General features: G+C 60.8%; 21 protein-coding genes and 1 pseudogene. 5 read left to right on the top strand and 17 right to left on the bottom strand.

Annotated elements, in window-relative coordinates:
- Positions 1-33: 33 nt before the first annotated feature.
- From recG to exbB, 5 genes are all read right to left on the bottom strand, one after another.
- Positions 34-2109, bottom strand: a complete 2076-nt coding sequence (recG, locus tag C7534_RS10940) for an ATP-dependent DNA helicase RecG (protein WP_109785746.1) — start codon at positions 2107-2109, stop codon at positions 34-36.
- Between the two features lie 9 nt (positions 2110-2118).
- The gene (locus C7534_RS10935; RefSeq protein ID WP_077431029.1) at positions 2119-3048 is read right to left on the bottom strand and encodes a hydrogen peroxide-inducible genes activator; all 930 of its coding nucleotides are present in this window, start codon (positions 3046-3048) and stop codon (positions 2119-2121) included.
- Between the two features lie 270 nt (positions 3049-3318).
- Complete coding sequence (locus tag C7534_RS10930) at positions 3319-4068, bottom strand: energy transducer TonB family protein (protein ID WP_077431030.1); 750 nt, start codon at positions 4066-4068, stop codon at positions 3319-3321.
- Positions 4065-4493 (bottom strand): TonB system transport protein ExbD, encoded by a 429-nt coding sequence (gene exbD, locus C7534_RS10925; protein ID WP_046030695.1) that lies wholly within the window; start codon positions 4491-4493, stop codon positions 4065-4067. The genes C7534_RS10930 and exbD overlap by 4 nt, the downstream gene beginning before the upstream one ends.
- A gap of 6 nt (positions 4494-4499) precedes the next feature.
- A complete protein-coding gene (exbB, locus tag C7534_RS10920; RefSeq protein WP_109785745.1) occupies positions 4500-5468 on the bottom strand; it encodes a tonB-system energizer ExbB in 969 nt (322 codons plus the stop codon).
- Between the two features lie 190 nt (positions 5469-5658).
- Between exbB and C7534_RS10915 the strand changes: the two genes are divergently transcribed.
- The gene (locus C7534_RS10915; RefSeq protein WP_109785744.1) at positions 5659-6516 is read left to right on the top strand and encodes an SDR family oxidoreductase; all 858 of its coding nucleotides are present in this window, start codon (positions 5659-5661) and stop codon (positions 6514-6516) included.
- Between the two features lie 130 nt (positions 6517-6646).
- On the opposite strand, the gene C7534_RS10905 is transcribed toward C7534_RS10915, so the two are convergent.
- The 6 genes from C7534_RS10905 to C7534_RS10880 all read right to left on the bottom strand — a co-directional run bounded on the left by C7534_RS10905 (position 6647) and on the right by C7534_RS10880 (position 11939).
- Entirely contained in the window at positions 6647-7387 is a 741-nt protein-coding gene (locus tag C7534_RS10905) for a hypothetical protein (protein ID WP_046030692.1), read from the bottom strand.
- Positions 7388-7443: 56 nt separating this feature from the next.
- Positions 7444-7824 (bottom strand): RidA family protein, encoded by a 381-nt coding sequence (locus C7534_RS10900; RefSeq protein ID WP_003229509.1) that lies wholly within the window; start codon positions 7822-7824, stop codon positions 7444-7446.
- A 25-nt stretch (positions 7825-7849) separates the two neighbouring features.
- Positions 7850-9955, bottom strand: a complete 2106-nt coding sequence (spoT, locus tag C7534_RS10895) for a bifunctional GTP diphosphokinase/guanosine-3',5'-bis pyrophosphate 3'-pyrophosphohydrolase (RefSeq protein ID WP_017341489.1) — start codon at positions 9953-9955, stop codon at positions 7850-7852.
- A gap of 56 nt (positions 9956-10011) precedes the next feature.
- Positions 10012-10275, bottom strand: a complete 264-nt coding sequence (rpoZ, locus tag C7534_RS10890) for a DNA-directed RNA polymerase subunit omega (RefSeq protein ID WP_003177259.1) — start codon at positions 10273-10275, stop codon at positions 10012-10014.
- A 167-nt stretch (positions 10276-10442) separates the two neighbouring features.
- A complete protein-coding gene (gene gmk, locus C7534_RS10885; protein WP_046030688.1) occupies positions 10443-11063 on the bottom strand; it encodes a guanylate kinase in 621 nt (206 codons plus the stop codon).
- Between the two features lie 12 nt (positions 11064-11075).
- Entirely contained in the window at positions 11076-11939 is an 864-nt protein-coding gene (locus C7534_RS10880; RefSeq protein WP_109785743.1) for a YicC/YloC family endoribonuclease, read from the bottom strand.
- Positions 11940-12207: 268 nt separating this feature from the next.
- On the opposite strand from C7534_RS10880, the gene rph reads away from it, so the two are divergent.
- Together rph and C7534_RS10870 are read left to right on the top strand one after the other, a co-directional pair.
- A complete protein-coding gene (gene rph, locus C7534_RS10875; RefSeq protein WP_046030686.1) occupies positions 12208-12930 on the top strand; it encodes a ribonuclease PH in 723 nt (240 codons plus the stop codon).
- Positions 12931-12959: 29 nt separating this feature from the next.
- Positions 12960-13328 carry a DUF4870 domain-containing protein gene (locus tag C7534_RS10870; RefSeq protein ID WP_109785742.1) on the top strand — a complete coding sequence of 123 codons (369 nt, stop codon included), beginning with the start codon at positions 12960-12962 and terminating at the stop codon, positions 13326-13328.
- Positions 13329-13400: 72 nt separating this feature from the next.
- Here C7534_RS10870 and C7534_RS10865 read toward each other — a convergent pair whose 3' ends face one another.
- Positions 13401-14180 carry an exodeoxyribonuclease III gene (locus C7534_RS10865; RefSeq protein WP_003176915.1) on the bottom strand — a complete coding sequence of 260 codons (780 nt, stop codon included), beginning with the start codon at positions 14178-14180 and terminating at the stop codon, positions 13401-13403.
- An 82-nt stretch (positions 14181-14262) separates the two neighbouring features.
- On the opposite strand from C7534_RS10865, the gene pyrE reads away from it, so the two are divergent.
- Entirely contained in the window at positions 14263-14907 is a 645-nt protein-coding gene (pyrE, locus tag C7534_RS10860; protein WP_046030683.1) for an orotate phosphoribosyltransferase, read from the top strand.
- A gap of 168 nt (positions 14908-15075) precedes the next feature.
- On the opposite strand, the gene argB is transcribed toward pyrE, so the two are convergent.
- From argB to coaBC, 4 genes and pseudogenes are all read right to left on the bottom strand, one after another.
- Positions 15076-15981, bottom strand: a complete 906-nt coding sequence (gene argB, locus C7534_RS10855) for an acetylglutamate kinase (RefSeq protein WP_046030681.1) — start codon at positions 15979-15981, stop codon at positions 15076-15078.
- Positions 15982-15998: 17 nt separating this feature from the next.
- Positions 15999-17375 (bottom strand): annotated as a pseudogene (locus tag C7534_RS10850) (phosphomannomutase/phosphoglucomutase); the annotation flags it as partial.
- 275 nt (positions 17376-17650) lie between these two features.
- Positions 17651-18106, bottom strand: a complete 456-nt coding sequence (gene dut, locus C7534_RS10840; RefSeq protein ID WP_046030675.1) for a dUTP diphosphatase — start codon at positions 18104-18106, stop codon at positions 17651-17653.
- A gap of 5 nt (positions 18107-18111) precedes the next feature.
- Positions 18112-19320, bottom strand: coding sequence for a bifunctional phosphopantothenoylcysteine decarboxylase/phosphopantothenate--cysteine ligase CoaBC (gene coaBC, locus C7534_RS10835; RefSeq protein WP_077431033.1), 1209 nt, complete (start codon positions 19318-19320; stop codon positions 18112-18114).
- A 136-nt stretch (positions 19321-19456) separates the two neighbouring features.
- On the opposite strand from coaBC, the gene radC reads away from it, so the two are divergent.
- Complete coding sequence (gene radC, locus C7534_RS10830; protein ID WP_046030672.1) at positions 19457-20131, top strand: RadC family protein; 675 nt, start codon at positions 19457-19459, stop codon at positions 20129-20131.
- A 134-nt stretch (positions 20132-20265) separates the two neighbouring features.
- On the opposite strand, the gene C7534_RS10820 is transcribed toward radC, so the two are convergent.
- Positions 20266-21855 (bottom strand): ABC transporter substrate-binding protein, encoded by a 1590-nt coding sequence (locus tag C7534_RS10820; protein WP_109785740.1) that lies wholly within the window; start codon positions 21853-21855, stop codon positions 20266-20268.
- Positions 21856-22167 lie beyond the last annotated feature (312 nt).

The following is a 22167-nucleotide window of genomic DNA, read 5'->3' as shown; positions in this document are numbered from 1 at the left end:
TTTAAAAGCATCGTCCACAAACTGCGACGGTGCTCACACTTGGCCGTATTGCTGCCCATGGCGCAGCCAGCGGTCGAGCAACGGGCTGACGTGGGTCGGCCAACGCTCCAGCAATGCCTGGGCGGCGTCGCGCACGGCGGGCAACAGATCGGCGTCGCGCATCAGGTCGGCGACCTTGAATTGCAGCAGGCCGGTCTGGCGGGTGCCGAGCATTTCGCCGGGGCCGCGCAGTTCGAGATCTTTTTCGGCGATGACAAAACCGTCGTTGGTTTCACGCATGATACCGAGGCGCTGACGGCCGATCTGTGACAGCGGCGGATGGTAGAGCAGCACGCAATGGCTGGCGGCGCTGCCCCGACCGACACGGCCACGCAACTGGTGCAGTTGCGCGAGGCCAAGGCGCTCGGGGTTTTCAATAATCATCAGGCTGGCGTTGGGCACGTCGACGCCAACTTCAATCACGGTAGTGGCGACCAGCAGTTGCAGGTTGCCGGCCTTGAATTCGGCCATCACGGCGGCTTTTTCCACAGGCTTCATGCGACCGTGGATCAGCCCGACCTTCAACTCGCCGAGGGCGGCGGTGAGGTCTTCGTAAGTGGTTTCGGCGGCCTGACAGGTCAGCTCTTCCGATTCTTCAATCAGCGTGCACACCCAATAGGCCTGGCGCCCTTCCGCGCAGGCGCCGCGTACCCGTTCGATGACTTCGACGCGCCGGGTATCGGTGATCAGCACGGTGTTGACCGGCGTTCGACCGGGCGGCAGTTCGTCGAGGATCGAGGTGTCGAGGTCGGCGTAGGCGCTCATGGCCAGCGTACGGGGGATCGGTGTGGCGGTCATGATCAACTGATGCGGGCACATCCGCCCGCCGACGCCTTTCTGCCGCAACGCCAGGCGCTGCTGCACGCCGAAGCGGTGTTGTTCGTCGATGATCACCAGCGCGAGGTTCTTGAACTGCACTTCGTCCTGGAACAGCGCGTGGGTGCCGACCACCATCGGTGTGCCGCCAGCGATTTGTTCCAGCGCAGCGACGCGGTTCTTGCCCTTGAGCTTGCCGGCCAGCCACGCGACTTCAATGCCCAGCGGTTCGAGCCAGCGCTTGAAGGTGATGAAGTGCTGTTCGGCGAGGATTTCGGTGGGCGCCATCAGCGCCACCTGATAACCGGCCTCCAACGCTTGCAGCGCGGCGAGGGCGGCGACCACGGTTTTACCGGCGCCAACGTCGCCCTGAATCAGGCGCAGCATCGGTTCGTGCTGGCTCAGGTCGTAAGCGATTTCGTTGCCGACTCGTTGCTGTGCGCCGGTGGGTGCGAAGCCGAGATTGGCCAGGTACTTGGCCGGAAGCGTTGTGGCTTTGCGCATGGCCGGTGCGCGCAGGGAGCGCATGCTCTCGCGCAGCCGCTGCTGGGACAGTTGATGGGTCAGCAGTTCTTCGAAGGCCAGGCGGTGCTGCGCCCAGTGATGACCGAGGGCGAGTTCGTCGACGTCGGCATCGGCGGGCGGGTGATGCAGGTAGCGGATTGCGTCGGCCAGCGGCGCGAGTTGATAGTCCCGCGCCAGTTCGGTTGGCAGCCAGTCGGGCAGGCTGGTCGGGCCGAGCATTGTCAGGGTTTGCATGCACAACTGGCGCAAACGCTGTTGGGTCAGGCCTTCGGTGAGCGGGTACACCGGGGTCAGGGTTTCATCCACCGGCGGCGGTTCGTCGCCGGTAATGGCGCGGTATTCCGGGTGGTAGATTTCCAGCCCCGAGGCACCGGGCCGGGCTTCGCCGTAGCAGCGAATCCGCGTGCCGCGTTTGAGGCCTTCTTTCTGTGCGTTGCTGAAATGGTAGAAGCGCAGGCTGAGCCCGCCGGTGCCGTCCTGCAGGCGTACAACGAGACTGCGGCGACGGCCCATGACCACGTCGGCGCCGCTGACGGTGCCTTCGATCACGGCGTCTTGCCCCGGTCGCAAATGGCCGATCGGGACCACACGGGTGCGGTCCTGATAGCGCAGGGGCAGGTGAAACAGCACGTCCTGAAGATTCTCCAGGCCGACCTTGGCCAGCTTCTCGGCCATGGCCTCGCCGACACCCTTGAGTGCCGTCACCGACACTTGCGACAACTCGGTCATGACAGCAACTTACGCCGCCACCACCGGCACGGACGGCTTGGCCACCGAGCACAGGCGAATGGAGTCAGCGAGGATTTCAATCGCCTTCGGGCGCGGGAAGCTGGCGCGCCAGGCGATGGCCACGGTGCGGAACGGCACCGGCGGCGTCAGTGGACGCACTTCGATCACGCCGGGGGCGTAGTGATGGCTATCGACGGCCGACAGCGGCAGGATCGAGATGCCGAGGCCGGACGCGACCATGTGGCGGATGGTTTCCAGGGAGCTGGATTCCACCGTGGTGTGCTTGGCGCCGTCGTTGCCTTTGGTCAGGGTCGGGCAGGCTTCCAGTACCTGATCGCGGAAGCAGTGGCCTTCGCCGAGCAGCAGCAGGCTCTTGTCGTTGAGCAGGCTGGCGTCGATGGAGTCTTTTTGTGTCCACGGGTGCTGGGCCGGCATCAGGACGTAGAACGGTTCGTCGTAGAGCGGCAGGGTCAGCACGTCGGCTTCGTTGAACGGCAGGGCGATGATGATCGCGTCGAGCTCGCCGTTGCGCAGTTTGTCGCGCAGCACGTGGGTGAAGTTTTCTTCGATGTACAACGGCATCTGCGGGGCGACCCGGTGCAGTTGCGGAATCAGGTGCGGGAACAGGTACGGGCCGACGGTGTAGATGGCGCCGACTTTCAGCGGGGCGGTCAGCTGGTTTTTGCCGGCCTGGGCCAGTTCGCGGATGCCTTGGGCTTGTTCCAGGACTTTCTGCGCCTGGGCCACGATGCCTTCGCCGACCGGGGTCAGGCGCACGGCACTCTTGCTGCGCTCGAAAATCAGCACACCGAGTTCGTCTTCAAGCTTTTTCACGCCCACCGACAGGGTCGGCTGGCTGACGTGGCAACGCTCGGCCGCGTGGCCGAAGTGCTGCTCTTGGGCGAGGGTAACGATGTAGCGTAATTCTGTGAGAGTCATAGCAAGCGTCCATGAAGTTGCGCGCCAAGCATAACGGCTGCAATCGATAGACGCACGTTATCAGAGTGAGTGTGTTGAGTGACACCGGGTAATGCAGGTTTGCCGCTGGCAGATACGCAAAAGGCACCTTTCGGGTGCCTTTGCTGGCTGTTGCATAACCGTGTAGGAGCCGAGCTTGCTCGCGATGAGGCGATAACATTCAGCATCATCGTTGACAGCTATACCGCTATCGCGAGCAAGCTCGGCTCCTACAAGGAATTTGCGTTTGGCTTAACGGCGGCGTTTTTCCAGCGAGTACAGGAACGGTGCCGTGATTTCGATGGTGCCGTTGGTGAGCATGTCGGCCGGTGGCTTGGGCAGCGGTTGGGCGCGGCGGATCATTTCCAGGGTCGCCCGGTCCAGATCGGCAGTGCCGGAGCGGCCCACCAGCTCGAACGACAACACGTTGCCTTCACCATCCACGACGAAGCGCAGACGGTTGGTGCCTTCCTTGCCCCGCTGCTGCGCACTGGCCGGGTACTTTTTGTACTTGCCCAGGTGAGCAAGCAAAGTGCCTTCCCAGCTGGCTTTGGCAGCCTGCTGTGCGGGCGATGGACCCGGTGCCGGTTGTGCGGATTTCTCGGTCGGTGCCTGGGTCGGCTGCGCGTCGCTCGGTTTTTCCTCGGACGGTTTTTCCTTCGGCGGCTCCGGCTTTTTCTCCACAGGCTTGGGCGGTTGCGGCTTGGGCTTGGGTTTGACCGGCTTGGGCACGGCAATCTCGGCCTTCGGCGCTTCAGCGAGCTTCGGGATCGGCAGTTCTTCCACCGGGGCCGGTGGCTGTGGCGGTGTGACGACCTTGGGCGGTGCAGGCGGTGGCGGTGCCGGGACCGGTGCCAACTCGACCAGCATTGCCTGCGGTGGCAATTGGATCGGCGGGCGCGACGTCCAGTTCAGCGCCAGCGCGATGGCCAGTGCGTGAACGCCCAGCACCACGGCCAGGCTACCGCTGTAACGCGTCAGCTTATGGCGCGTCGTGGTCATTTCTTGACTGCCGACTCAAGCCCGACCAGACCGACCTTCAGGTAACCGGCTGAACGCAGGTTGTCCATCACGCTCATCAGGTCGCCGTAATCCACGCCTTTATCGGCCTGGAAGAAGATCGTCGTGTCTTTCTTGCCCTTGGTCTTGGCGTCGAGTGTGGCGCCGAGTGCCTCGGCCTTCACTTCGTCTTCGCCGAGGAACAGGCGCTGGTCAGCCTTGACGCTCAGGAATACCGGCTTCTCCGGCCGTGGCGCCGGCTTGGCGGTGGAGGCGGGCAGGTCAACCTTGATGTCCACGGTGGCCAGCGGCGCTGCCACCATGAAGATGATCAACAGCACCAGCATCACGTCGATAAACGGCGTGACGTTGATTTCGTGGTTCTCGGCCAGATCGTCGTCTGCGCCTTCTTTCAAATGCAAGCCCATGGCTGATTACCCTACTTTGACCATGTGCGGTTGCGTGGAACGCTCGGTGGTCGGCAGGTGATCGAGGTCACGGCTGACCAGCAGCAGGACTTCAGCCGAGGCATCGGACACTTGGGCCTTGTAACCGGCGATGGAGCGGGCGAAGACGTTGTAGATGACAACGGCCGGGATCGCGGCAACCAGGCCCAGCGCGGTCGCCAGCAGGGCTTCGGCGATGCCGGGAGCCACAACAGCGAGGTTGGTGGTCTGGGTTTTGGCGATGCCGATGAAGCTGTTCATGATGCCCCATACGGTGCCGAACAGACCCACGAACGGCGCGGTGGAACCGATGGTGGCGAGGACGCCGGTGCCGCTGCTCATGTTGCGACCACAGGCGGCCACCAGGCGCTCAAGACGGAAGGCAACACGTTCCTTGATGCCTTCTTTCTCGCGGCTGTTGACCGACAGGCGCATTTCTTCCAGGGCGTCGTGGACCAGCAGGTTGGCGAGGGTGCCTTCCTTGGTCGCCGAAGCGCTGGCTTCTCTGAGCGTGGTGGCTTTTTTCAGGTGGACGATTTCGGTGCGCAGACGACGCTTGGCGCCTATCAGCTCCAGACCCTTGGCGATCCAGATCGTCCAGGTGATGATCGAGGCAATGGCCAGGCCGATCATCACGATTTTCACGATGATGTCGGCGTTCTGGTACATGCCCCATGGCGACAGGTCGTGGGCCATGCCCAGGGTGTTGTCGGCTTCGAGCACTTCAGGAACGTCTGCAGCGTCAACAGCCTGAACCGGATCGGTCGCGGCAGGAGCGGCGGCCGGGGCTGCGTGATCGGCTGGCGCGGGTGCTACGGCGGCGGCCGGAGTGGCTGGCACTTGTGCATCAGCGAAGGCGGCGGTCGGCGCCAGCATCACGCTCAGCAACAGAGCGGCCACTGCACTCCAGGCGCGAGGGCGTTTGGTTGGCGAAGCGGGGAATTGATTGCGTGTCATGCTGGCCGGACCTGAGAGAATAAAGACGGTGAGTGTTCTTCCAGGCCTCGAGGGGCCGAGAACAAAAGTGGCGTGCATTATTGCAAGTAATTCTTGTTAACAAAAGTAATAGAGTCTCTTTTTTTCCTGCATTGCTAGCCGCTCGTCCTGTACCGGCGGTAGTCTGTGGCTTTCCGATGGGAGTTTTCTGATGTCCGCACCCTCTGTTCTGATCGCCGGTTGCGGTGATGTCGGCAGCCGCTTGGCCACCCAACTGCTGGTTTCGGGGTGGGAGGTTCACGGCTTGCGGCGTGATGTCTCGCGCTTGCCCGAGGGTGTGATTGGCGTGGCCGGCGACTTGTTCAACAAGGATTGCCCCGCGACCTGGCCAATCGGTGCGGTGGATTACCTGGTGTATTGCGCGGCTGCGACCGATCACGATGAAGCCGGTTACCGCGCCGCTTATGTCCAGGGTTTGAAGCATGTTCTGGAGTGGCTGGACGACTATGGGCAGGCACCTAAACGCCTGTTGTTCGTATCCAGCAGCAGTGTGTACGGCCAGCAGCAAGGTGAATGGATCGATGAGACTTCGCCAGCCGCGGCGGTCGGCTATTCCGGGCAGGTGATGCTTGAAGCCGAGCAAGTGGCCCTGAACAGTGGCATCCCGGCCAGTATCGTGCGCTTGACCGGCATCTACGGCCCGGGCCGTGAATGGTTGCTGACTCAGGTTCGCCGCGGTTATCGCGTGGTGACCGAGCCGCCGTTGTACGCCAATCGCATCCATGCCGACGATGCGGCAGGGCTGCTGGCGTGTCTGCTTGAAGCGGACCACCGCGGCGTGGTGCTGGATGACGTGTACATCGGCGTCGACGATGCGCCGGCAGCGCTGGCGGATGTGGTGGGCTGGTTGCGCGAATATCTGGGCGTTACCGAATGGGCAGAAGACGCCAGCGTGCGCCGCACCGGCAGCAAGCGTTGCAGCAACGCCCGGGCGAAGGCGTTGGGCTGGACGCCGAAGTATCCGAGTTATCGCGAGGGTTATGCCGCGATCCTTGAGGGCCAGGGCTAACGCCACATACAACTGTGGGAGCGGGCTTGCCCGCGATGGCGGCGTAACAGTCAACCTGGATGTTGAATGTTATGACCTCATCGCGGGCAAGCCCGCTCCCACAGGGTTATCTTTTGGCTTCAGATCCGGGTTACTGCTTTTCCAGCACCCACTTGCGATCACCCGGCGTGAACGAAGGCATCTCGTCCGCCTGTGCCGCGTTCATCGTCTGGAAAATCTCCAGTTCGTCACCCTTGCGGGCGAAGATCCAGGTATTGCCCTGACCGTTCAGCTGCAACCAGATGTTGTCGTTGCCGCCGCTCATCGACGCGCAATCACCGGCCAGGCACAGGGCATAGCGGTCTGCGCCGGGCAGGCCGGCAACCTGGCCGTCCGCCTGGAATTGCACGGTATTGCCTTCGCCGGGGCCGCTGACGATTTTCCAGCTGCCGCCCATGTAGGCCGAGTACAGCGAACGTTCGAAGCTCGCGCCAATCGGTGCGCCCTCCGGAACCTGAATCTGCGCGCGGTCGAAGACTTGCGCAGGCTCATTGTCACTGGCGATCTGGCTCAGTCGCTTGCCGTCACGCTTCAGCTCGCTGGCGGAGCTGCCATAAAAGTCGACTTTCCAGGCGCCGGACTGTTCGCCCAGCAGCTTGCCTTCGACATTTTCAAATCCGTTGGTGTAGCGGGCCTGTCCGGCCTTGGTGTTGATGTCCCATTCCAGGTTCGGACCATAGGCCTGGAGCGCTTCACGCAGGGGGCCGCCTTTGGCTGCAGCGTCGATCGCCACCTGATTGATCCAGGTGCCGCTGACGTCACGGTCGGCAGGGTTGCTGGCACAACCGCCCAAGAGTAGGGCGACCAGCGAGAGAGCTAGCGCTTGGCGCATGGTGGAATCCTTTCAAAACAAGATCGGCGCAGCCTTTTGGGGCTGCGCCGTGCGTATTACTCGATGACCAGAATGGCGTCCATCTCAACCTGCGAACCCTTTGGCAGGGCAGCTACGCCGATGGCGGCGCGAGCAGGGTAAGGCTGGTCAAAGTACTTGCCCATGATCTCGTTGACCTTGGCGAAGTGGCTCAGGTCGGTGAGGAAGATGTTCAGTTTGACGATGTCCTTGAACGAACCGCCAGCCGCTTCGGCCACGGCCTTGAGGTTCTCGAACACCTGGACGGTCTGGGCTTCGAAGCCTTCAACCAGTTCCATGGTTTTTGGGTCCAGAGGAATTTGACCCGACATGTAAACAGTGTTGCCAGCCTTGATCGCCTGGGAGTATGTACCGATAGCGGCCGGGGCCTTGTCGCTGGTGATAACAGTTTTGGTCATGAATGACTCCTTGTAATAGTGGGCTTTACGCACGCATGCGGGTGATGCGGATCACCCCGGTCAAGGCACGCAGTTTCTTGATCACGCGGGCCAGATGCACGCGGTCGTGCACGCTGACTACCAGTTGGACCACGCTGATACGACCGTCGCGTTCGTCCATGCTGATTTTTTCTATGTTGCCGTCGGCCGCATTGACGCTGCTGGCCAGCAGCGCGATCAGGCCGCGCTGGTGTTCCAGTTCGACGCGCAACTCGACGTTGAATTCGCCGGTGACATCCTTGGCCCACGAGAGCTGGATGCATTTTTCCGGGTTGTGGCGGATTTCGCTGATGTTGCGGCAGTTGTCCAGGTGCACGACCATGCCTTTGCCCGCTGACAGGTGACCGACAATCGGGTCTCCCGGGATCGGTGTGCAGCACTTGGCGTAGCTGAGTACCAGACCTTCGGTGCCGCGAATCGCCAGCGGGCCTTCCGGGCTTGGCAGCTGCTCGCCTTCGCCAAGCAGGCGGCGGGCGACCACATAAGCCATGCGATTGCCCAGGCCGATGTCTTCGAGCAGGTCTTCGATCAGTTCGAGGCGGTACTCGGTGAGCATCGCCTTGACGCGCTCGGCCGCAACTTTTTCCAGCGAGCTGTCGAAGCCGTTCAAGACTTTGTTCAGCAGGCGTTCGCCCAGGCTGATGGATTCGGAGCGGCGTTGCAGTTTCAGCGCATGGCGGATGTGCGTGCGCGCCTTGCCGGTGACTACAAAGTTGAGCCATGCCGGGTTCGGACGTGCGCCGGGGGCGCTGACGATCTCGACCGTGGAGCCGCTTTGCAGCGGTTCGGACAGCGGTGCGAGACGACGATTGATCCGACAGGCGATGCAGCTGTTGCCCACGTCGGTATGCACCGCGTAAGCGAAGTCGACCGCCGTGGAGCCTTTGGGCAGCTCCATGATCCGGCCTTTGGGCGTGAACACGTAGACCTCGTCCGGGAACAGGTCGATCTTCACGCTTTCGATGAATTCCAGCGAGTTGCCGGCGCGTTGCTGCATTTCGAGCACGCCTTTGACCCACTGGCGGGCGCGGGCATGCGTGCCTTTTGGCTGTTCGTCGCCGCTGGATTTGTACAGCCAATGGGCGGCGATGCCGTTGTTGGCCATCTCTTCCATTTCACGGGTGCGGATCTGGATCTCGATCGGTACACCGTGCATGCCGAACAGCGTGGTGTGCAGCGACTGGTAGCCGTTGGCCTTGGGGATTGCGATGTAATCCTTGAAGCGCCCCGGCAACGGTTTGTACAAATTATGCACAGCACCCAACACGCGGTAGCAGGTGTCGACCTTGTCGACGATGATCCGGAACGCGTAGACGTCCATGATCTCGTTGAAGGCCCGACGCTTGCCGCGCATTTTCTTGTAGATGCCGTAGAGGTGTTTCTGGCGACCGCTGACCTCGCCCTGAATGCCGTCGATGGCCAGGCAGTGGCTGAGGGACTCTTCGATCTTGTTGACGATTTCCTTGCGGTTGCCCCGGGCGCGTTTGACCGCCTGGTTGATCCGCGCGGAACGCATCGGGTGCATGGCCTTGAAGCCGAGGTCTTCGAATTCTATGCGGATGGCGTGCATGCCCAGCCGGTTGGCGATGGGCGCATAGATTTCCAGGGTTTCCTTGGCGATCCGTCGGCGTTTTTCGCCGGACAGCACTTCCAGGGTCCGCATGTTGTGCAGGCGGTCGGCCAGTTTGACCAGGATCACGCGAATATCGCGCGCCATGGCCATCGCCATTTTCTGGAAGTTTTCGGCCTGGGCTTCGGCTTTGGTCTCGAAGTTCATCTGGGTCAGTTTGCTGACCCCGTCGACCAGTTCGGCCACGGTTTCGCCGAACTGCGCTTGCAGCGCTTCCTTGGCAATACCGGTGTCTTCGATCACGTCATGCAGCATGGCCGCCATCAAGCTCTGATGGTCCATGTGCATGTCGGCAAGAATATTCGCCACTGCAAGAGGATGCGTGACGTACGCCTCACCGCTACGGCGGCGTTGACCGTCGTGGGCCTGTTCGGCGTAGAAGTACGCTCGGCGGACCAGGTTGACCTGGTCCTTGCCGAGATAGGTCGATAAGCGATCGGCGAGGGCGTCTATGCTCGGCATGATAATTCCTGCCGTTCGCTGTGACCCCGCGCCGTGCTACGTCGACCAGGCATGGCTTAGACGGCCTCGTTGGACTCGTCCTCGAACGCTGCGAACAGCGGTTCGTCTTCGACGATTTCAGCGTTGGCGATGAACTCGTAGCTCATCAGGCCTTCCGCGATTTCGCGCAGGGCTACAACGGTAGGCTTGTCGTTTTCCCACTGAACCAGGGGCTCTTTGCCGCCGGTGGCCAGTTGACGGGCACGCTTGGTAGAGAGCATGACCAGCTCAAAGCGGTTTTCCACGTGTTCTAGGCAGTCTTCAACGGTTACGCGGGCCATGGTATTCCTCGGAGCGAATGCAATATGCGCGCTGCCCGGTTGGGCGAGCGGACTCAACAGTTTAAAAAATCACCAGCGATTAGGGAAGCGCTGATTTTTTGACCAGACCCTTCAACGCGCTGCAAGTGCCAATGTAAAGCCCTTGCAGCGGTTTTGGGAAGAGCTGATTAGCCGAGCAATTCGGCCAAAAGTTTTCCGTTACGCTGCTGCTGACGCTTCTGATGCAGCTGATTGGCACGGAAAATCGCCTTCAGATCATGCAGTGCGTGAGCGAAATCGTCGTTGATGATCAGGTAGTCGTAGTCGACATAGTGGCTCATCTCGCTGACGGCTTCGCGCATCCGGCCGTCGATGATCTCGTCACTGTCCTGGCCACGGTTGGTCAGCCGCTGGTGCAAGGCTTGAAGCGACGGCGGCAGAATGAAGATCGAGCGCGCCTGAGGCATCAGCTTGCGCACCTGCTCGGCACCTTGCCAGTCGATTTCCAGAATCAGGTCGTGGCCTGCGTCCAGGGTCTGTTGCAGGTGGCTTTGCGAGGTGCCATAGAGGTTGCCGAACACTTCGGCGCGCTCCAGGAAGTCCCCGTGCTCGATCATCTTCACGAACTCTTCGCGCGTGACGAAGTTGTAGTTCACGCCATTCACTTCACCGGGACGCATGGCGCGGGTGGTGTGGGAGACCGAGACGCGGATCTCTTGATCATCGTCGGTCAGGGCCTTGACCAGACTGCTCTTGCCCGCGCCCGAAGGCGCGGAAATGATGTACAGGGTGCCGGTGCTGTGGGTCATGTCGGGGTTGCCTTACTCAATATTCTGCACTTGTTCACGCATCTGCTCGATCAACACTTTGAGGTTGACCGCAGCCTGGGTGCTGCGCGGGTCGAAGGCTTTGGAGCCCAGTGTGTTGGCTTCGCGGTTGAGTTCCTGCATCAGGAAGTCCAGGCGCCGTCCAGCAGCGCCACCGGATTTGAGGACCCGGCGAACTTCGATGATGTGAGTGCTCAGGCGATCCAGTTCTTCGGCCACATCGCTCTTTTGCGCGAGCAGGACCATTTCCTGCTCCAGTCGCTGCGGGTCCAGATCGGCCTTCATGTCGGCGAAGCGGTCGAGGACTTTCTGGCGCTGTGTGGCAAGCATCTGCGGGACCAGTTCGCGCAGGGTGACGACGTCTTCTTCAATGGCGGTCAGGCGATCGTTGATCAGCCGTGCCAACTCCGCGCCTTCGCGTTCGCGACCGGCCTTGAGTTCTTTCAGGCCTTCGTTGAACAGCGCCAGCGCTTCGGCATTCAGGGCTTGCGGGTCGGCGGCGTCGCCTACCAGCACGCCTGGCCAGGCCAGCACTTCCAGCGGGTTGAGCGGCGCAGGATTTTTGATCAGGCTGGCAATCGTCTCGGCGGCGGCGACCAGTTGTGCGGCGCGCTCGCGGTCCACTTGCAGGGGTTTGTCGGTGTTTTCTTCGGTGAAGCGCAGGGTGCATTCAAGCTTGCCCCGGGAGATTCCCTGGCGCAGGGCTTCGCGGACCGCACCTTCGAGGTCGCGAAACGATTCCGGCAGGCGCAAGTGCGGCTCCAGGTAGCGGCTGTTGACCGAGCGCAGTTCCCAGCTCAGGGTGCCTTGGGTGCCGGCTTTTTCAACGCGGGCGAAGGCGGTCATGCTGTGCACCATGGAGGTACCTCGCAAGTCGGGTCGATGCATTACCAAAGGTGTCGCAGACCCGATATCTGTGAATTAAAGCCGACAGGCAGCAAAGGCGCAGGATTGTAGCGCAGTGGGGCGGATGCGCCCAAACACACGCTGTGACAAAAGGCGGCAGGCCGTCGGTAAAGCGCTGTTCAGGGCCTTCGGTCGTCGGCCAGATTTTTTAGAAGTGCCCAGTCGTGGCCGACGGCTCTATAATGCTCCGCAGTTTTCCGTCCCCGTACAGGTATTCCCTATGAAACGTCCAAGTGGTCGCGTTGCCGATCAGCTCCGCTCGATCCGCATTACCCGCAACTACACCAAACACGCCGAGGGTTCTGTACTGGTCGAGTTCGGTGACACCAAAGTCATCTGCACCGTCAGCGTCGAAAACGGCGTGCCGCGTTTCCTCAAAGGTCAGGGCCAAGGCTGGTTGACCGCCGAGTACGGCATGCTGCCGCGCGCCACCGGCGAGCGTAACCAGCGTGAAGCGAGCCGTGGCAAGCAAGGCGGCCGTACCCTGGAAATCCAGCGTTTGATCGGTCGTTCCCTGCGCGCGGCGCTGGACATGTCCAAGCTGGGCGACGTGACCCTGTATGTCGACTGCGACGTGATCCAGGCTGACGGCGGCACCCGTACCGCGTCCATCACCGGTGCCATGGTTGCGCTGGTCGATGCCTTGAAAGTGATCAAGAAGCGCGGCGGCCTGAAAGGCGGCGACCCGCTCAAGCAAATGATCGCTGCCGTTTCGGTGGGTATGTATCAGGGCGAACCAGTGCTCGACCTCGACTACCTGGAAGACTCGGCTGCCGAGACCGACCTCAACGTGGTGATGACCAGTACTGGCGGTTTCATCGAAGTTCAGGGCACTGCCGAAGGCGCACCGTTCCAGCCTGAAGAGCTGAACGCTATGCTGGAACTGGCGAAGAAAGGCATGAACGAGATCTTCGAACTGCAGAAGGCTGCACTGGCCGACTGATTGGACCCGCACCAGACAAGGAGGACGGTATGAGTGACGAGCAACAGCTGCTTCCCACGCCGAGCAAAGAAGTTCGGCAGTGGGCAATGTTTTGTCACTTGTCCGCCTTGCTGGGGATCTGGATTCCGTTCGGCACGCTGATCGGCCCGCTGATTCTCTGGCAGATGAAACGTGAGATGGACCCCTTCGTCGATGCGCAGGGCAAGGAGGCGCTGAACTTTCAGATCACCGTCGCCATTGCGTCCACTGTCTGTTTCCTGTTGATGGTGGTGATCGTAGGGTTCTTCCTGTTCGGTCTGGTGGCGATTGGCGCGTTGGTGCTGACGATTATTGCGGGTGTGAAGGCTAACGAAGGGTTTCCCTATCGTTACCCATTTACCTGGCGGTTGATCAAGTAAGCCATCGCACAAATCGTTGCCCACAAAAAAGCCGACAGTGATGTCGGCTTTTTTGCATCTGCGAATCGACGCTTAGATAGTCAGCGTCCAGTCGTAGTCCACGATCAGCGGTGCATGCTGCGAGAACCGTGGCTGACGTGGCAGGCGTGCGCTGCGAACAAAGCGGCGCAGGCCCGGGGTCAGCAACTGGTAGTCGAAACGCCAGCCCAGGTTGAGCATCTCAGCCTGCTCGTTATCTGGCCACCAGCTGTACTGGTCACCTTCACGGCTGACTTCGCGCAGGGCATCGACATAACCCATATTGCCGACAATCTCGTCCATCCAGGCACGCTCAGGTGCCAGGAAGCCCGGGGATTGCTGGCTGTCGCGCCAGTTCTTGATATCCAGCTTTTGTTGCGCCACGTACAGCGAGCCACAGTAAATGTACTCGCGACGTTTGCGTCGCTGTTTATCCAGATAACGGGCGAAATCGTCCATTAGCTTGAACTTCTGGTTCAAGTCTTCATCGCCGTTCTGCCCCGAAGGGAGCAGCAAGGTCGCGATGCTGACCTTGTCGAAATCGGCTTGCAGGTAACGCCCGTAGCGGTCGGCTGTCTCGAAGCCCAGGCCGCTGATGACTGCCTTCGGTTGCAACCGCGAATACAAAGCCACGCCACCTTGGGCGGGGACTTCGGCATCGCAGGCATAAAGGAAGTAGCCATCCAGTTGGAAGGCTGGATCGTCCAGTTCAAAGGCGGAGGCGCGGGTGTCCTGCAGGCAGATGACGTCGGCATTCTGTGCTTGCAGCCAACTGAGCAAACCACGCTCGACTGCAGCCTGAATACCATTGACGTTCACACTGATGATCCGCATAAATGGCCCCAAAAATCGCGTGCGTGTATGATACACGGCGTCAACCTAATTAGCTAAATCCGTGGTATTTGGGGTTTTTTGCATGCAAGCGTATCAGCGCGATTTCATTCGTTTTGCCATCGATCGCGGCGTTTTGCGCTTCGGTGAGTTCACCCTGAAGTCCGGGCGTACCAGTCCTTACTTCTTCAATGCCGGCCTGTTCAACTCGGGTTCGGCACTTGCACAGCTGGGTCGCTTCTACGCGGCAGCCATCGTCGAGAGCGGCATTTCGTTCGACGTGCTGTTTGGCCCTGCCTACAAAGGCATCCCGTTGGCGGCGACCACTGCGGTGGCCCTGGCTGAGCATCATGACCGTGATCTGCCATGGTGCTTCAATCGCAAAGAAGCCAAGGCCCACGGCGAAGGCGGTAGCCTGGTCGGCGCACCGCTGACCGGCGATGTGTTGATCATCGATGACGTGATCACTGCAGGGACCGCGATTCGTGAGGTGATGCAGATCATCGCTTCCCAGGACGGCGCCAAGGCCAAGGGCGTGCTGATCGCCCTGAACCGTCAGGAGCGTGGCAACGGCGAGTTGTCGGCAATCCAGGAAGTCGAGCGTGACTTCGGTATCCCGGTCATCAGCATTGTGTCGCTGAACCAGGTGCTGGAATTCCTGGCAGACGATCCGCAGCTCAAGCAGCACCTGCCAGCCGTAGAAGCCTACCGCGCCCAATTCGGCGTCTGAGACGCCGATCTGTAGGAGCATGGCTTGCCCACGATTGATACGCCGTGGTGTCTCTGATGCACCGCGTTATCGTTCATCGCGGGCAAGCCTTGTTCCTACAGGTATTGGTGGATAAAAAAAGACCCCGCTCAGCCAGGCTGAGCGGGGTCTTTTTGTATTCGCAATCGCTTAAGGGCGCTTGCGATTGCTGATCAAGGTGCCCACGCCGGTATCGGTGAAGATTTCCAGCAGGATCGCGTTAGGCACGCGACCATCGATGATCAGCGAGCTGCCCACGCCGCCTTGTACCGCTTCCAGCGCGCAACGGATTTTCGGCAGCATGCCGCCGTAGATGGTGCCGTCGGCGATCAGATCGTCGACCTGTTGGGTGGTCAGGCCGGTCAGGACCGTCCCGGATTTGTCCATCAGGCCAGCGATGTTGGTCAGCAGCATCAGCTTTTCAGCTTTCAGTGCTTCGGCCACTTTACCGGCCACCAGGTCAGCGTTGATGTTGTACGACTCACCGTTGGCGCCGACGCCAATCGGCGCGATCACCGGGATGAAGTCACCTTTAACCAGCAGGTTCAGCAGGTCAGTGTTGATGCCGACCACTTCGCCGACGTGGCCGATGTCGATGATTTCCGGCTGGGTCATCTCTGGGGTCTGGCGGGTGACGGTGAGCTTCTTCGCACGAATCAGCTCGGCGTCTTTACCGGTCAGGCCGATGGCGCTGCCGCCGTGACGGTTGATCAGGTTGACGATGTCCTTGTTGACCTGGCCGCCCAACACCATTTCCACCACGTCCATGGTCGCGGCGTCGGTGACGCGCATGCCATCGACAAAGTGGCTCTCGATCGACAGGCGCTTGAGCAGGTCGCCGATTTGCGGGCCGCCACCGTGAACCACCACCGGGTTGATACCCACAGCTTTCATCAACACGATGTCGCGGGCGAAGCCGGTTTTCAGCTCCTCGCTTTCCATCGCGTTACCGCCGTATTTGATCACCAGTGTCTTGCCGACATAGCGGCGAATATAAGGCAGCGCTTCGGACAGGACCTTGGCGGTGTTGGCGGCGGCTTCGCGTTCGAGGGTCATTCAGGGCTCCGGGTGAATCAGAACGGTAGTTGGAGATCAGGTGCAACACGCTTCAACTGGACATGGAACACGTCCTTGATGCGCTGCAATTCAGCCTCGTCATCGGCCTCGAAGCGCAGCACCAGCACCGGTGTGGTGTTGGATGCGCGCACCAGGCCCCAGCCTTTGGCGTAGTCGACTCGCACGCCGTCGATGGTGGTCAGGTCAGCGCCTTCGCCCCACGTCGCATCGTGCAATGCATCAATGATGCTGAATTTGCTCTCTTCGGTCACATGGATATTGATTTCCGGCGTAGAAATATCGTTCGGGAAGGTCGCAAACAGCTCTTCGGCCGATGATTTTTCCTTGCTGAGGATCTCCAGCAACCGCGCGGCGCTGTAAATGCCGTCGTCGAAACCGAACCAGCGCTCCTTGAAGAAGATGTGCCCGCTCATTTCGCCGGCCAGCAGTGCGCCGGATTGTTTCATTTTCTTTTTGATCAGCGAGTGACCGGTCTTCCACATTAGCGGCCGACCACCGTATTCCTTGATCAGCGGAACCAGGCGGCGGGTGCATTTGACGTCGAAGATGATTTCCGCATCCGGGTTGCGCGCTACAACGTCGCGGGCGAACAGCATCAGCAGGCGGTCCGGGTAGACGATGCTGCCGGTGTTGGTCACCACGCCAACGCGGTCGCCATCGCCGTCGAAGGCCAGGCCCAGGTCGGCATTGGTTTCCTTGACCTTGGCGATCAGGTCCACGAGGTTTTCAGGCTTGCCCGGGTCCGGGTGGTGGTTGGGGAAGTTGCCGTCGACTTCGCAGAACAGCGGGATGACTTCGCAGTTCAGCGCTTCGATCAGTTGCGGGGCGATCACGCCGGCCGCGCCGTTGCCGCAGTCCACGACGACTTTCAGGCGGCGGGCCAGTTTGATGTCCTGGACGATTTCGGTGTTATAGCGGTCGAGAATGTCGACCTTGGTGACGCTGCCTTTGCCGCTGCTCAGGTTGTTGGTCTTGAGGCGGTCGTGCAGGGCCTGGATCTGTTCGTTGGCCAGCGTATCGCCGGCGATGACGATCTTGAAGCCGTTGTAGTTCGACGGGTTGTGGCTGCCGGTCAACATCACGCCGGACTTGCCCGCCAGCACGTTGGCGGCGTAATACAGCGCCGGCGTTGGTACCAGGCCAACGTCGCTGACCTGGCAGCCGGCGTCGACCAGCCCCTTGATCAGTTGCTCGACCAGTTCCGGGCCAGACAGGCGGCCGTCACGGCCAACCGAAACATTGGGTTCGTCCTGAGCCAGGCTTTGGGCGCCGATGGCACGGCCGAGCCAGTAGGCCGTTTCAGCATTCAGAAATTCCGGGACAGTGCCGCGGATATCGTAGGCGCGGAAAATGCTGTCGGGGAACTTGGGGGCGATGTGGGCTGGGCTGTTCATCTGTGGAAATGCTCCATCTCGAAAGTGGCTGGACAGACCGGCGAATCATTCGTCGGCAGGCTCAAACTGAAGGGTATGACGGTGTTTTCCACAGAGAGTTCGTGGTGCGAAAAGGCCATGCCAGTGACGTCAGCGGTGATTTGGCCGGCCAATGCCTTGATTTTCAGCGGTAAACCTTCCAGATGAATGTTCAACTTTCAGAGCAAATGGGGCGAGGGAGCAAGCCCCTCACCACACTGTTGCCTGTTTTTTGATCAGTGGCTACCGGAGTGACCGAAACCGCCCGTGCCGCGCTGGGTTTCGACGAATTCTTCGACCATCTCGAAATGCGCTTGCACCACAGGCACCAGAACCAGCTGGGCCAGACGCTCGCCAATGACCATGGTGAAATCGGTCTGGCCACGGTTCCAGCAGGACACCATCAATGGGCCCTGGTAATCGGAGTCGATCAAGCCGACCAGGTTACCCAGCACGATCCCGTGCTTATGGCCCAGGCCCGAGCGCGGCAGGATCAGCGCGGCCAGGCCCGGGTCGCCGATGTAAACCGACAGGCCGGTGGGGATCAGCACGGTTTCACCCGGTTTTATCACGATGTCTTTTTCCAGCATGGCGCGCAGGTCGAGGCCAGCGGAGCCGGGCGTGGCGTATTGCGGCAGCGGGAATTCAGTACCGATGCGAGGGTCGAGGATCTTGGCTTGCAAAGCGTGCATGTAAATTAAACCTGGTTCAGACGTTCGGCGATAAAAGTGATCAGCTGGCGAGCAATTTTGCTCTTGCTGGTCTGGGCGAAAAGTGTGGCGTGAAGCTCACGGTCGATCACGCTGCAGGCGTTTTCTTCGCTGTTGAAGCCAATGCTCGGGTTGGCGACGTCGTTGGCGACGATCAAATCGAGGTTTTTGTCTTTCAACTTGCGGGCAGCGTAATCGAGCAGGTGTTCGGTCTCGGCGGCAAAACCGACACTGAACGGGCGGTCGGGGCGTGTGGCGATGGTGGCCAGGATGTCCGGGTTGCGCACCATTTGTAGCAACAAGCCGTCGCCGTTCGTAGGGTCTTTCTTGAGTTTCTGTGGGGCGACCACTTCCGGACGGTAGTCCGCGACCGCTGCCGAGGCGATGAACAGGTCGCAAGGGATCGCGGCTTCGCACGCGGCGAGCATGTCGCGGGCACTGACTACGTCAATACGCGTAACGCGATCCGGCGTTGGCAGGTGCACCGGGCCGGTGATCAAGGTCACGCGGGCGCCGGCTTCCACCGCGGCTTCGGCCAGGGCAAAGCCCATTTTCCCGGAGCTGTGGTTGGTGATGTAGCGCACCGGGTCGATGTTTTCCTGGGTCGGACCGGCGGTGATCAGCACGTGTTTGCCAGTCAGCGCCTGGCGCTGGAAACAGTCCGCCGCGCACTGGGCAAGGTCGGTGGCTTCGAGCATACGGCCCAGGCCAACGTCGCCACAGGCCTGGCTGCCGGAGGCCGGGCCGAAGGTTTTGATGTCGCGGCTTTCGAGGATTTGCAGGTTGGCCTGGGTCGCCGGATCGCGCCACATGGCCTGGTTCATCGCCGGGGCAACGGCGACCACGGCGTCGGTGGCCAGCACCAGCGTGGTCAACAGGTCGTTGGCGATGCCTTGGGCCAGGCGCGCGATCAGGTCGGCGGTCGCCGGGGCGATCAGCACCAGGTCTGCCCATTTGGCCAGCTCGATGTGGCCCATCGCCGCTTCGGCTGCCGGGTCCAGCAGGTCCAGGTGCACAGGGTGCCCGGACAGGGCCTGCATGGTCAGCGGGGTGATGAACTCGGCACCGCCACGGGTCATGACCACGCGCACTTCGGCGCCCTGGTCCATCAGGCGGCGAACCAGGTCGGCGCTCTTGTAGGCAGCGATGCCGCCGCCGACGCCCAGAACGATGCGTTTCCGATACAGCCGCTGCATAGGTCTGCCTTTCATTTCGTTGATGACAGCAGGGCGATACCCCCTCCCCAGGAGTGAAATCGCCCGCAAAAAAGATGGGCTACGATATCACAGCGACCGCAATGGAACAGCGGCGCCCACAGACAGGGAAGGTGCTATGAGTATTCGTGATTGGCCGGCGGCGGAGCGGCCGCGGGAGAGGTTGTTGGAGTTGGGCTCGGCAAGTCTTTCGGACGCAGAGTTGCTGGCGATTTTTTTACGCACTGGCGTTTCAGGTAAAAGCGCGGTGGATCTGGCGCGACACCTGCTGAATCAGTTTGGCAGCCTGCGCTCATTGCTTGAGGCCGATCAGGTCGCCTTCAGCAGGCAATTGGGGCTCGGGCCAGCGAAATTCGCTCAGTTGCAAGCAGCGCAGGAGATGGGCCGGAGGCATTTGGCCGAGCGCGCACGTCAAAAGTCAGCGTTGGAGAACCCGCAGGCCGTTCGGGATTACCTGAAATCGATGCTGCGCCACGAGCCTCATGAGGTATTTGGCTGTCTGTTTCTGGATTCCAAGCATCAAGTGCTGACCTTTGAGGTGCTGTTTCGCGGCTCCATCGACAGCACCAGCGTCTACCCGAGGCAAGTGGTTAAGCGCGCGTTGGCCCACAACGCCGCAGCGTTGATCCTGTGCCACAACCATCCGTCGGGCAATCCTGATCCGAGTCAGGCAGATCGGCTGCTGACCAAACGCCTGCAAGAGGCATTGGATTTGATTGACGTGCGGGTGCTCGACCATTTCATCATCGGTGACGGCGAGCCGCTGTCGATGGCTGAGTACGGGTGGATGTAAGCGAGGGGGTCGAAGTTAAGTGAGTCCCTGTGGGAGCGGGCTTGCCCGCGATGACGTCGGCAAATTCAACATGGTTGTCGCCTGAAAGTCCGCTATCGCGGGCAAGCCCGCTCCCACAGGTTTTGTGTTGTCGCTTATGGTTTGAGGACTACCTTCGAATAATCCTGGCGGCCAAACGGACTAACGGAGTAACCCTCGACATCCTTACGCGTCAGCGCAAACGCCGTCGGGTGTGCCAGCGGCAACCACAGCGCCTGTTGCTGAATCTGAGCCTGCGCCTGTTCGTAGAGCTTGGTGCGCACGCCTTGCTCGCCGGTGGTCTTGCCGGCGCTGATCAGCTTGTCCAGATCCTGATTGCAGTACCGTGCGAAGTTGGTCCCGGACTTGACCGCCGCGCAGGAAAACTGCGGCGTAAGGAAGTTATCCGGGTCGCCGTTGTCGCCAGCCCAGCCCATGAACAGCAGGTCGTGCTCGCCGGCCTTGGCGCGGCGGATCAGTTCGCCCCATTCGATCACGCGGATTTCGGCCTGAATGCCGATTTCCGCCAGATCGGATTGCAGCAATTGCGCGCCGAGGCTGGGATTGGGGTTCAGCAAGCTGCCGGAAGGACGGGTCCAGATGGTGGTCTGGAAGCCGTCCTTGAGCCCGGCCTTGGCCATCAACGCCTTGGCCTTTGCAACGTCGTGCGGGTAACCCGGCAGGCCTTTGGCGTAGCTCCAGGTGTTCGGCGGGTAGGGGCCGTTGGCGGGCTCGGCGGTGTCCTCGAACACGGCTTTGATGTAGTTGGCCTTATCGAAGGCGAGGTTGATCGCCTGGCGCACTTCCGGCTTGTCCAGCGGTGGATGCTGGCTGTTGATGCCAACGAACGCGGTCATGAAGGCGTCAGTCTTTTCGACTTTAAGCGTCGGCTCTTTCAGCGCGGCCTGTACGTCCAGAGGTTTGGGTGACAGGGCGATCTGGCATTCGTTGCGCCGCAATTTCTGCAGGCGCACGTTGGCGTCCGGGGTGATTGCGAAGACCAGAGGGTCCACCGAAGGCTTGCCGCGGAAGTAATCCGGGTTGGCCTTGTAGCGAATCGAGGCGTCTTTCTGGAAACGCGTGAACACGAATGGGCCGGTGCCGATAGGCTGGCTGTTGAGCTTCTCGGCAGCGCCGGCCTTCATCAGCTTGTCGGCATACTCGGCGGAATAGATCGAGGCGAACCCCATGCTCAATGTGGCGAGGAACGTCGAATCCGGGTGGTCGAGGGTGAAACGCACGGTCAGCGGGTCCAGCGCGTCGATTTTCTTGATCAGTGCCGGCAACTGCATCGATTGCGCGTGGGGGAAGCCACTCTGGGCCACTTGGTGCCAAGGGTTGGCCGGGTCGAGCATGCGCTCGAAGCTGAAGATTACGTCTTCAGCGGTCAGTTCGCGCGTCGGGCTGAAGTATTCAGTAGTGTGGAATTTCACGTCCGGACGCAGTTTGAACACATACGTCAGGCCGTCGGGTGTGACCTCCCAGCTGTCCGCCAAGCTGTGGACCACTTTGCCGCTGGCCGTGTCGAAATCCACCAGGCGGTTCATCAGCACGTCGGCCGAGGCGTTGGTGGTGGTCAGCGAGTTGTATTGCACCACGTCGAACCCTTCGGGGCTGGCCTCGGTGCAGACGCTAAGCGCCGCGGCATGGGCCAGTGGGCTCAGCAGGAGAGGGGCGAGCAACAACGGTAGGGCAGCGAGGCGCATGGTCGGATTCCTTTACAGATCGAAGGCCCATCTGCAAGTGCAGTCTGGAAAAGGCTTACCCTAGTGGGCTCTTTTGCAAATGACTATCCCCTTTTTCATTTTAAGGGGAGTATGTGCGATTGATTTCAGTGCGCACCGGCTGAGAAAAATCCTGAATGGGCGGTTTGACCGATTCTCTGCGACGAGCGGTCTTTAGCCACGATAGCCTTTATCCAAGGCGCTCGTGGCCCGAAAAACGGGGTTTTTATCAGGTCTGTGCACACGGAATGTTGTTGCTCTTCAGTCTTTCTGGTATAAAGCAGCGCTCTTTTC

It is taken from the genome of Pseudomonas sp. OV226 (genome assembly GCF_003148705.1).
Lineage (GTDB): Bacteria > Pseudomonadota > Gammaproteobacteria > Pseudomonadales > Pseudomonadaceae > Aquipseudomonas.
Note: the sequence above shows the minus strand (reverse complement) of the source record. Positions and strands in the feature narration are given on the sequence as shown.

Excerpts from the sequence above, each read along its gene's own strand:
- coaBC (WP_077431033.1), bottom strand. The coding sequence starts at position 19,320 with ATGCAGCGGCTGTATCGGAAACGCATCGTTCTGGGCGTCGGCGGCGGC.
- recG (WP_109785746.1), bottom strand. The coding sequence starts at position 2,109 with ATGACCGAGTTGTCGCAAGTGTCGGTGACGGCACTCAAGGGTGTCGGC.
- dut (WP_046030675.1), bottom strand. The coding sequence starts at position 18,106 with ATGCACGCTTTGCAAGCCAAGATCCTCGACCCTCGCATCGGTACTGAA.
- C7534_RS10820 (WP_109785740.1), bottom strand. The coding sequence starts at position 21,855 with ATGCGCCTCGCTGCCCTACCGTTGTTGCTCGCCCCTCTCCTGCTGAGC.
- C7534_RS10930 (WP_077431030.1), bottom strand. The coding sequence starts at position 4,068 with ATGACCACGACGCGCCATAAGCTGACGCGTTACAGCGGTAGCCTGGCC.
- C7534_RS10905 (WP_046030692.1), bottom strand. The coding sequence starts at position 7,387 with ATGCGCCAAGCGCTAGCTCTCTCGCTGGTCGCCCTACTCTTGGGCGGT.
- gmk (WP_046030688.1), bottom strand. The coding sequence starts at position 11,063 with ATGACCCACAGCACCGGCACCCTGTACATCATTTCCGCGCCTTCGGGC.
- C7534_RS10865 (WP_003176915.1), bottom strand. The coding sequence starts at position 14,180 with ATGCGGATCATCAGTGTGAACGTCAATGGTATTCAGGCTGCAGTCGAG.
- C7534_RS10915 (WP_109785744.1), top strand. The coding sequence starts at position 5,659 with ATGTCCGCACCCTCTGTTCTGATCGCCGGTTGCGGTGATGTCGGCAGC.
- C7534_RS10880 (WP_109785743.1), bottom strand. The coding sequence starts at position 11,939 with ATGGTGCACAGCATGACCGCCTTCGCCCGCGTTGAAAAAGCCGGCACC.
- argB (WP_046030681.1), bottom strand. The coding sequence starts at position 15,981 with ATGACCCTCGAACGCGAAGCCGCCGCCAACACCGCCAAGGTCCTGTCC.
- radC (WP_046030672.1), top strand. The coding sequence starts at position 19,457 with ATGAGTATTCGTGATTGGCCGGCGGCGGAGCGGCCGCGGGAGAGGTTG.
- pyrE (WP_046030683.1), top strand. The coding sequence starts at position 14,263 with ATGCAAGCGTATCAGCGCGATTTCATTCGTTTTGCCATCGATCGCGGC.
- exbB (WP_109785745.1), bottom strand. The coding sequence starts at position 5,468 with ATGACACGCAATCAATTCCCCGCTTCGCCAACCAAACGCCCTCGCGCC.
- C7534_RS10900 (WP_003229509.1), bottom strand. The coding sequence starts at position 7,824 with ATGACCAAAACTGTTATCACCAGCGACAAGGCCCCGGCCGCTATCGGT.
- C7534_RS10935 (WP_077431029.1), bottom strand. The coding sequence starts at position 3,048 with ATGACTCTCACAGAATTACGCTACATCGTTACCCTCGCCCAAGAGCAG.
- C7534_RS10870 (WP_109785742.1), top strand. The coding sequence starts at position 12,960 with ATGAGTGACGAGCAACAGCTGCTTCCCACGCCGAGCAAAGAAGTTCGG.
- rpoZ (WP_003177259.1), bottom strand. The coding sequence starts at position 10,275 with ATGGCCCGCGTAACCGTTGAAGACTGCCTAGAACACGTGGAAAACCGC.
- rph (WP_046030686.1), top strand. The coding sequence starts at position 12,208 with ATGAAACGTCCAAGTGGTCGCGTTGCCGATCAGCTCCGCTCGATCCGC.
- exbD (WP_046030695.1), bottom strand. The coding sequence starts at position 4,493 with ATGGGCTTGCATTTGAAAGAAGGCGCAGACGACGATCTGGCCGAGAAC.
- spoT (WP_017341489.1), bottom strand. The coding sequence starts at position 9,955 with ATGCCGAGCATAGACGCCCTCGCCGATCGCTTATCGACCTATCTCGGC.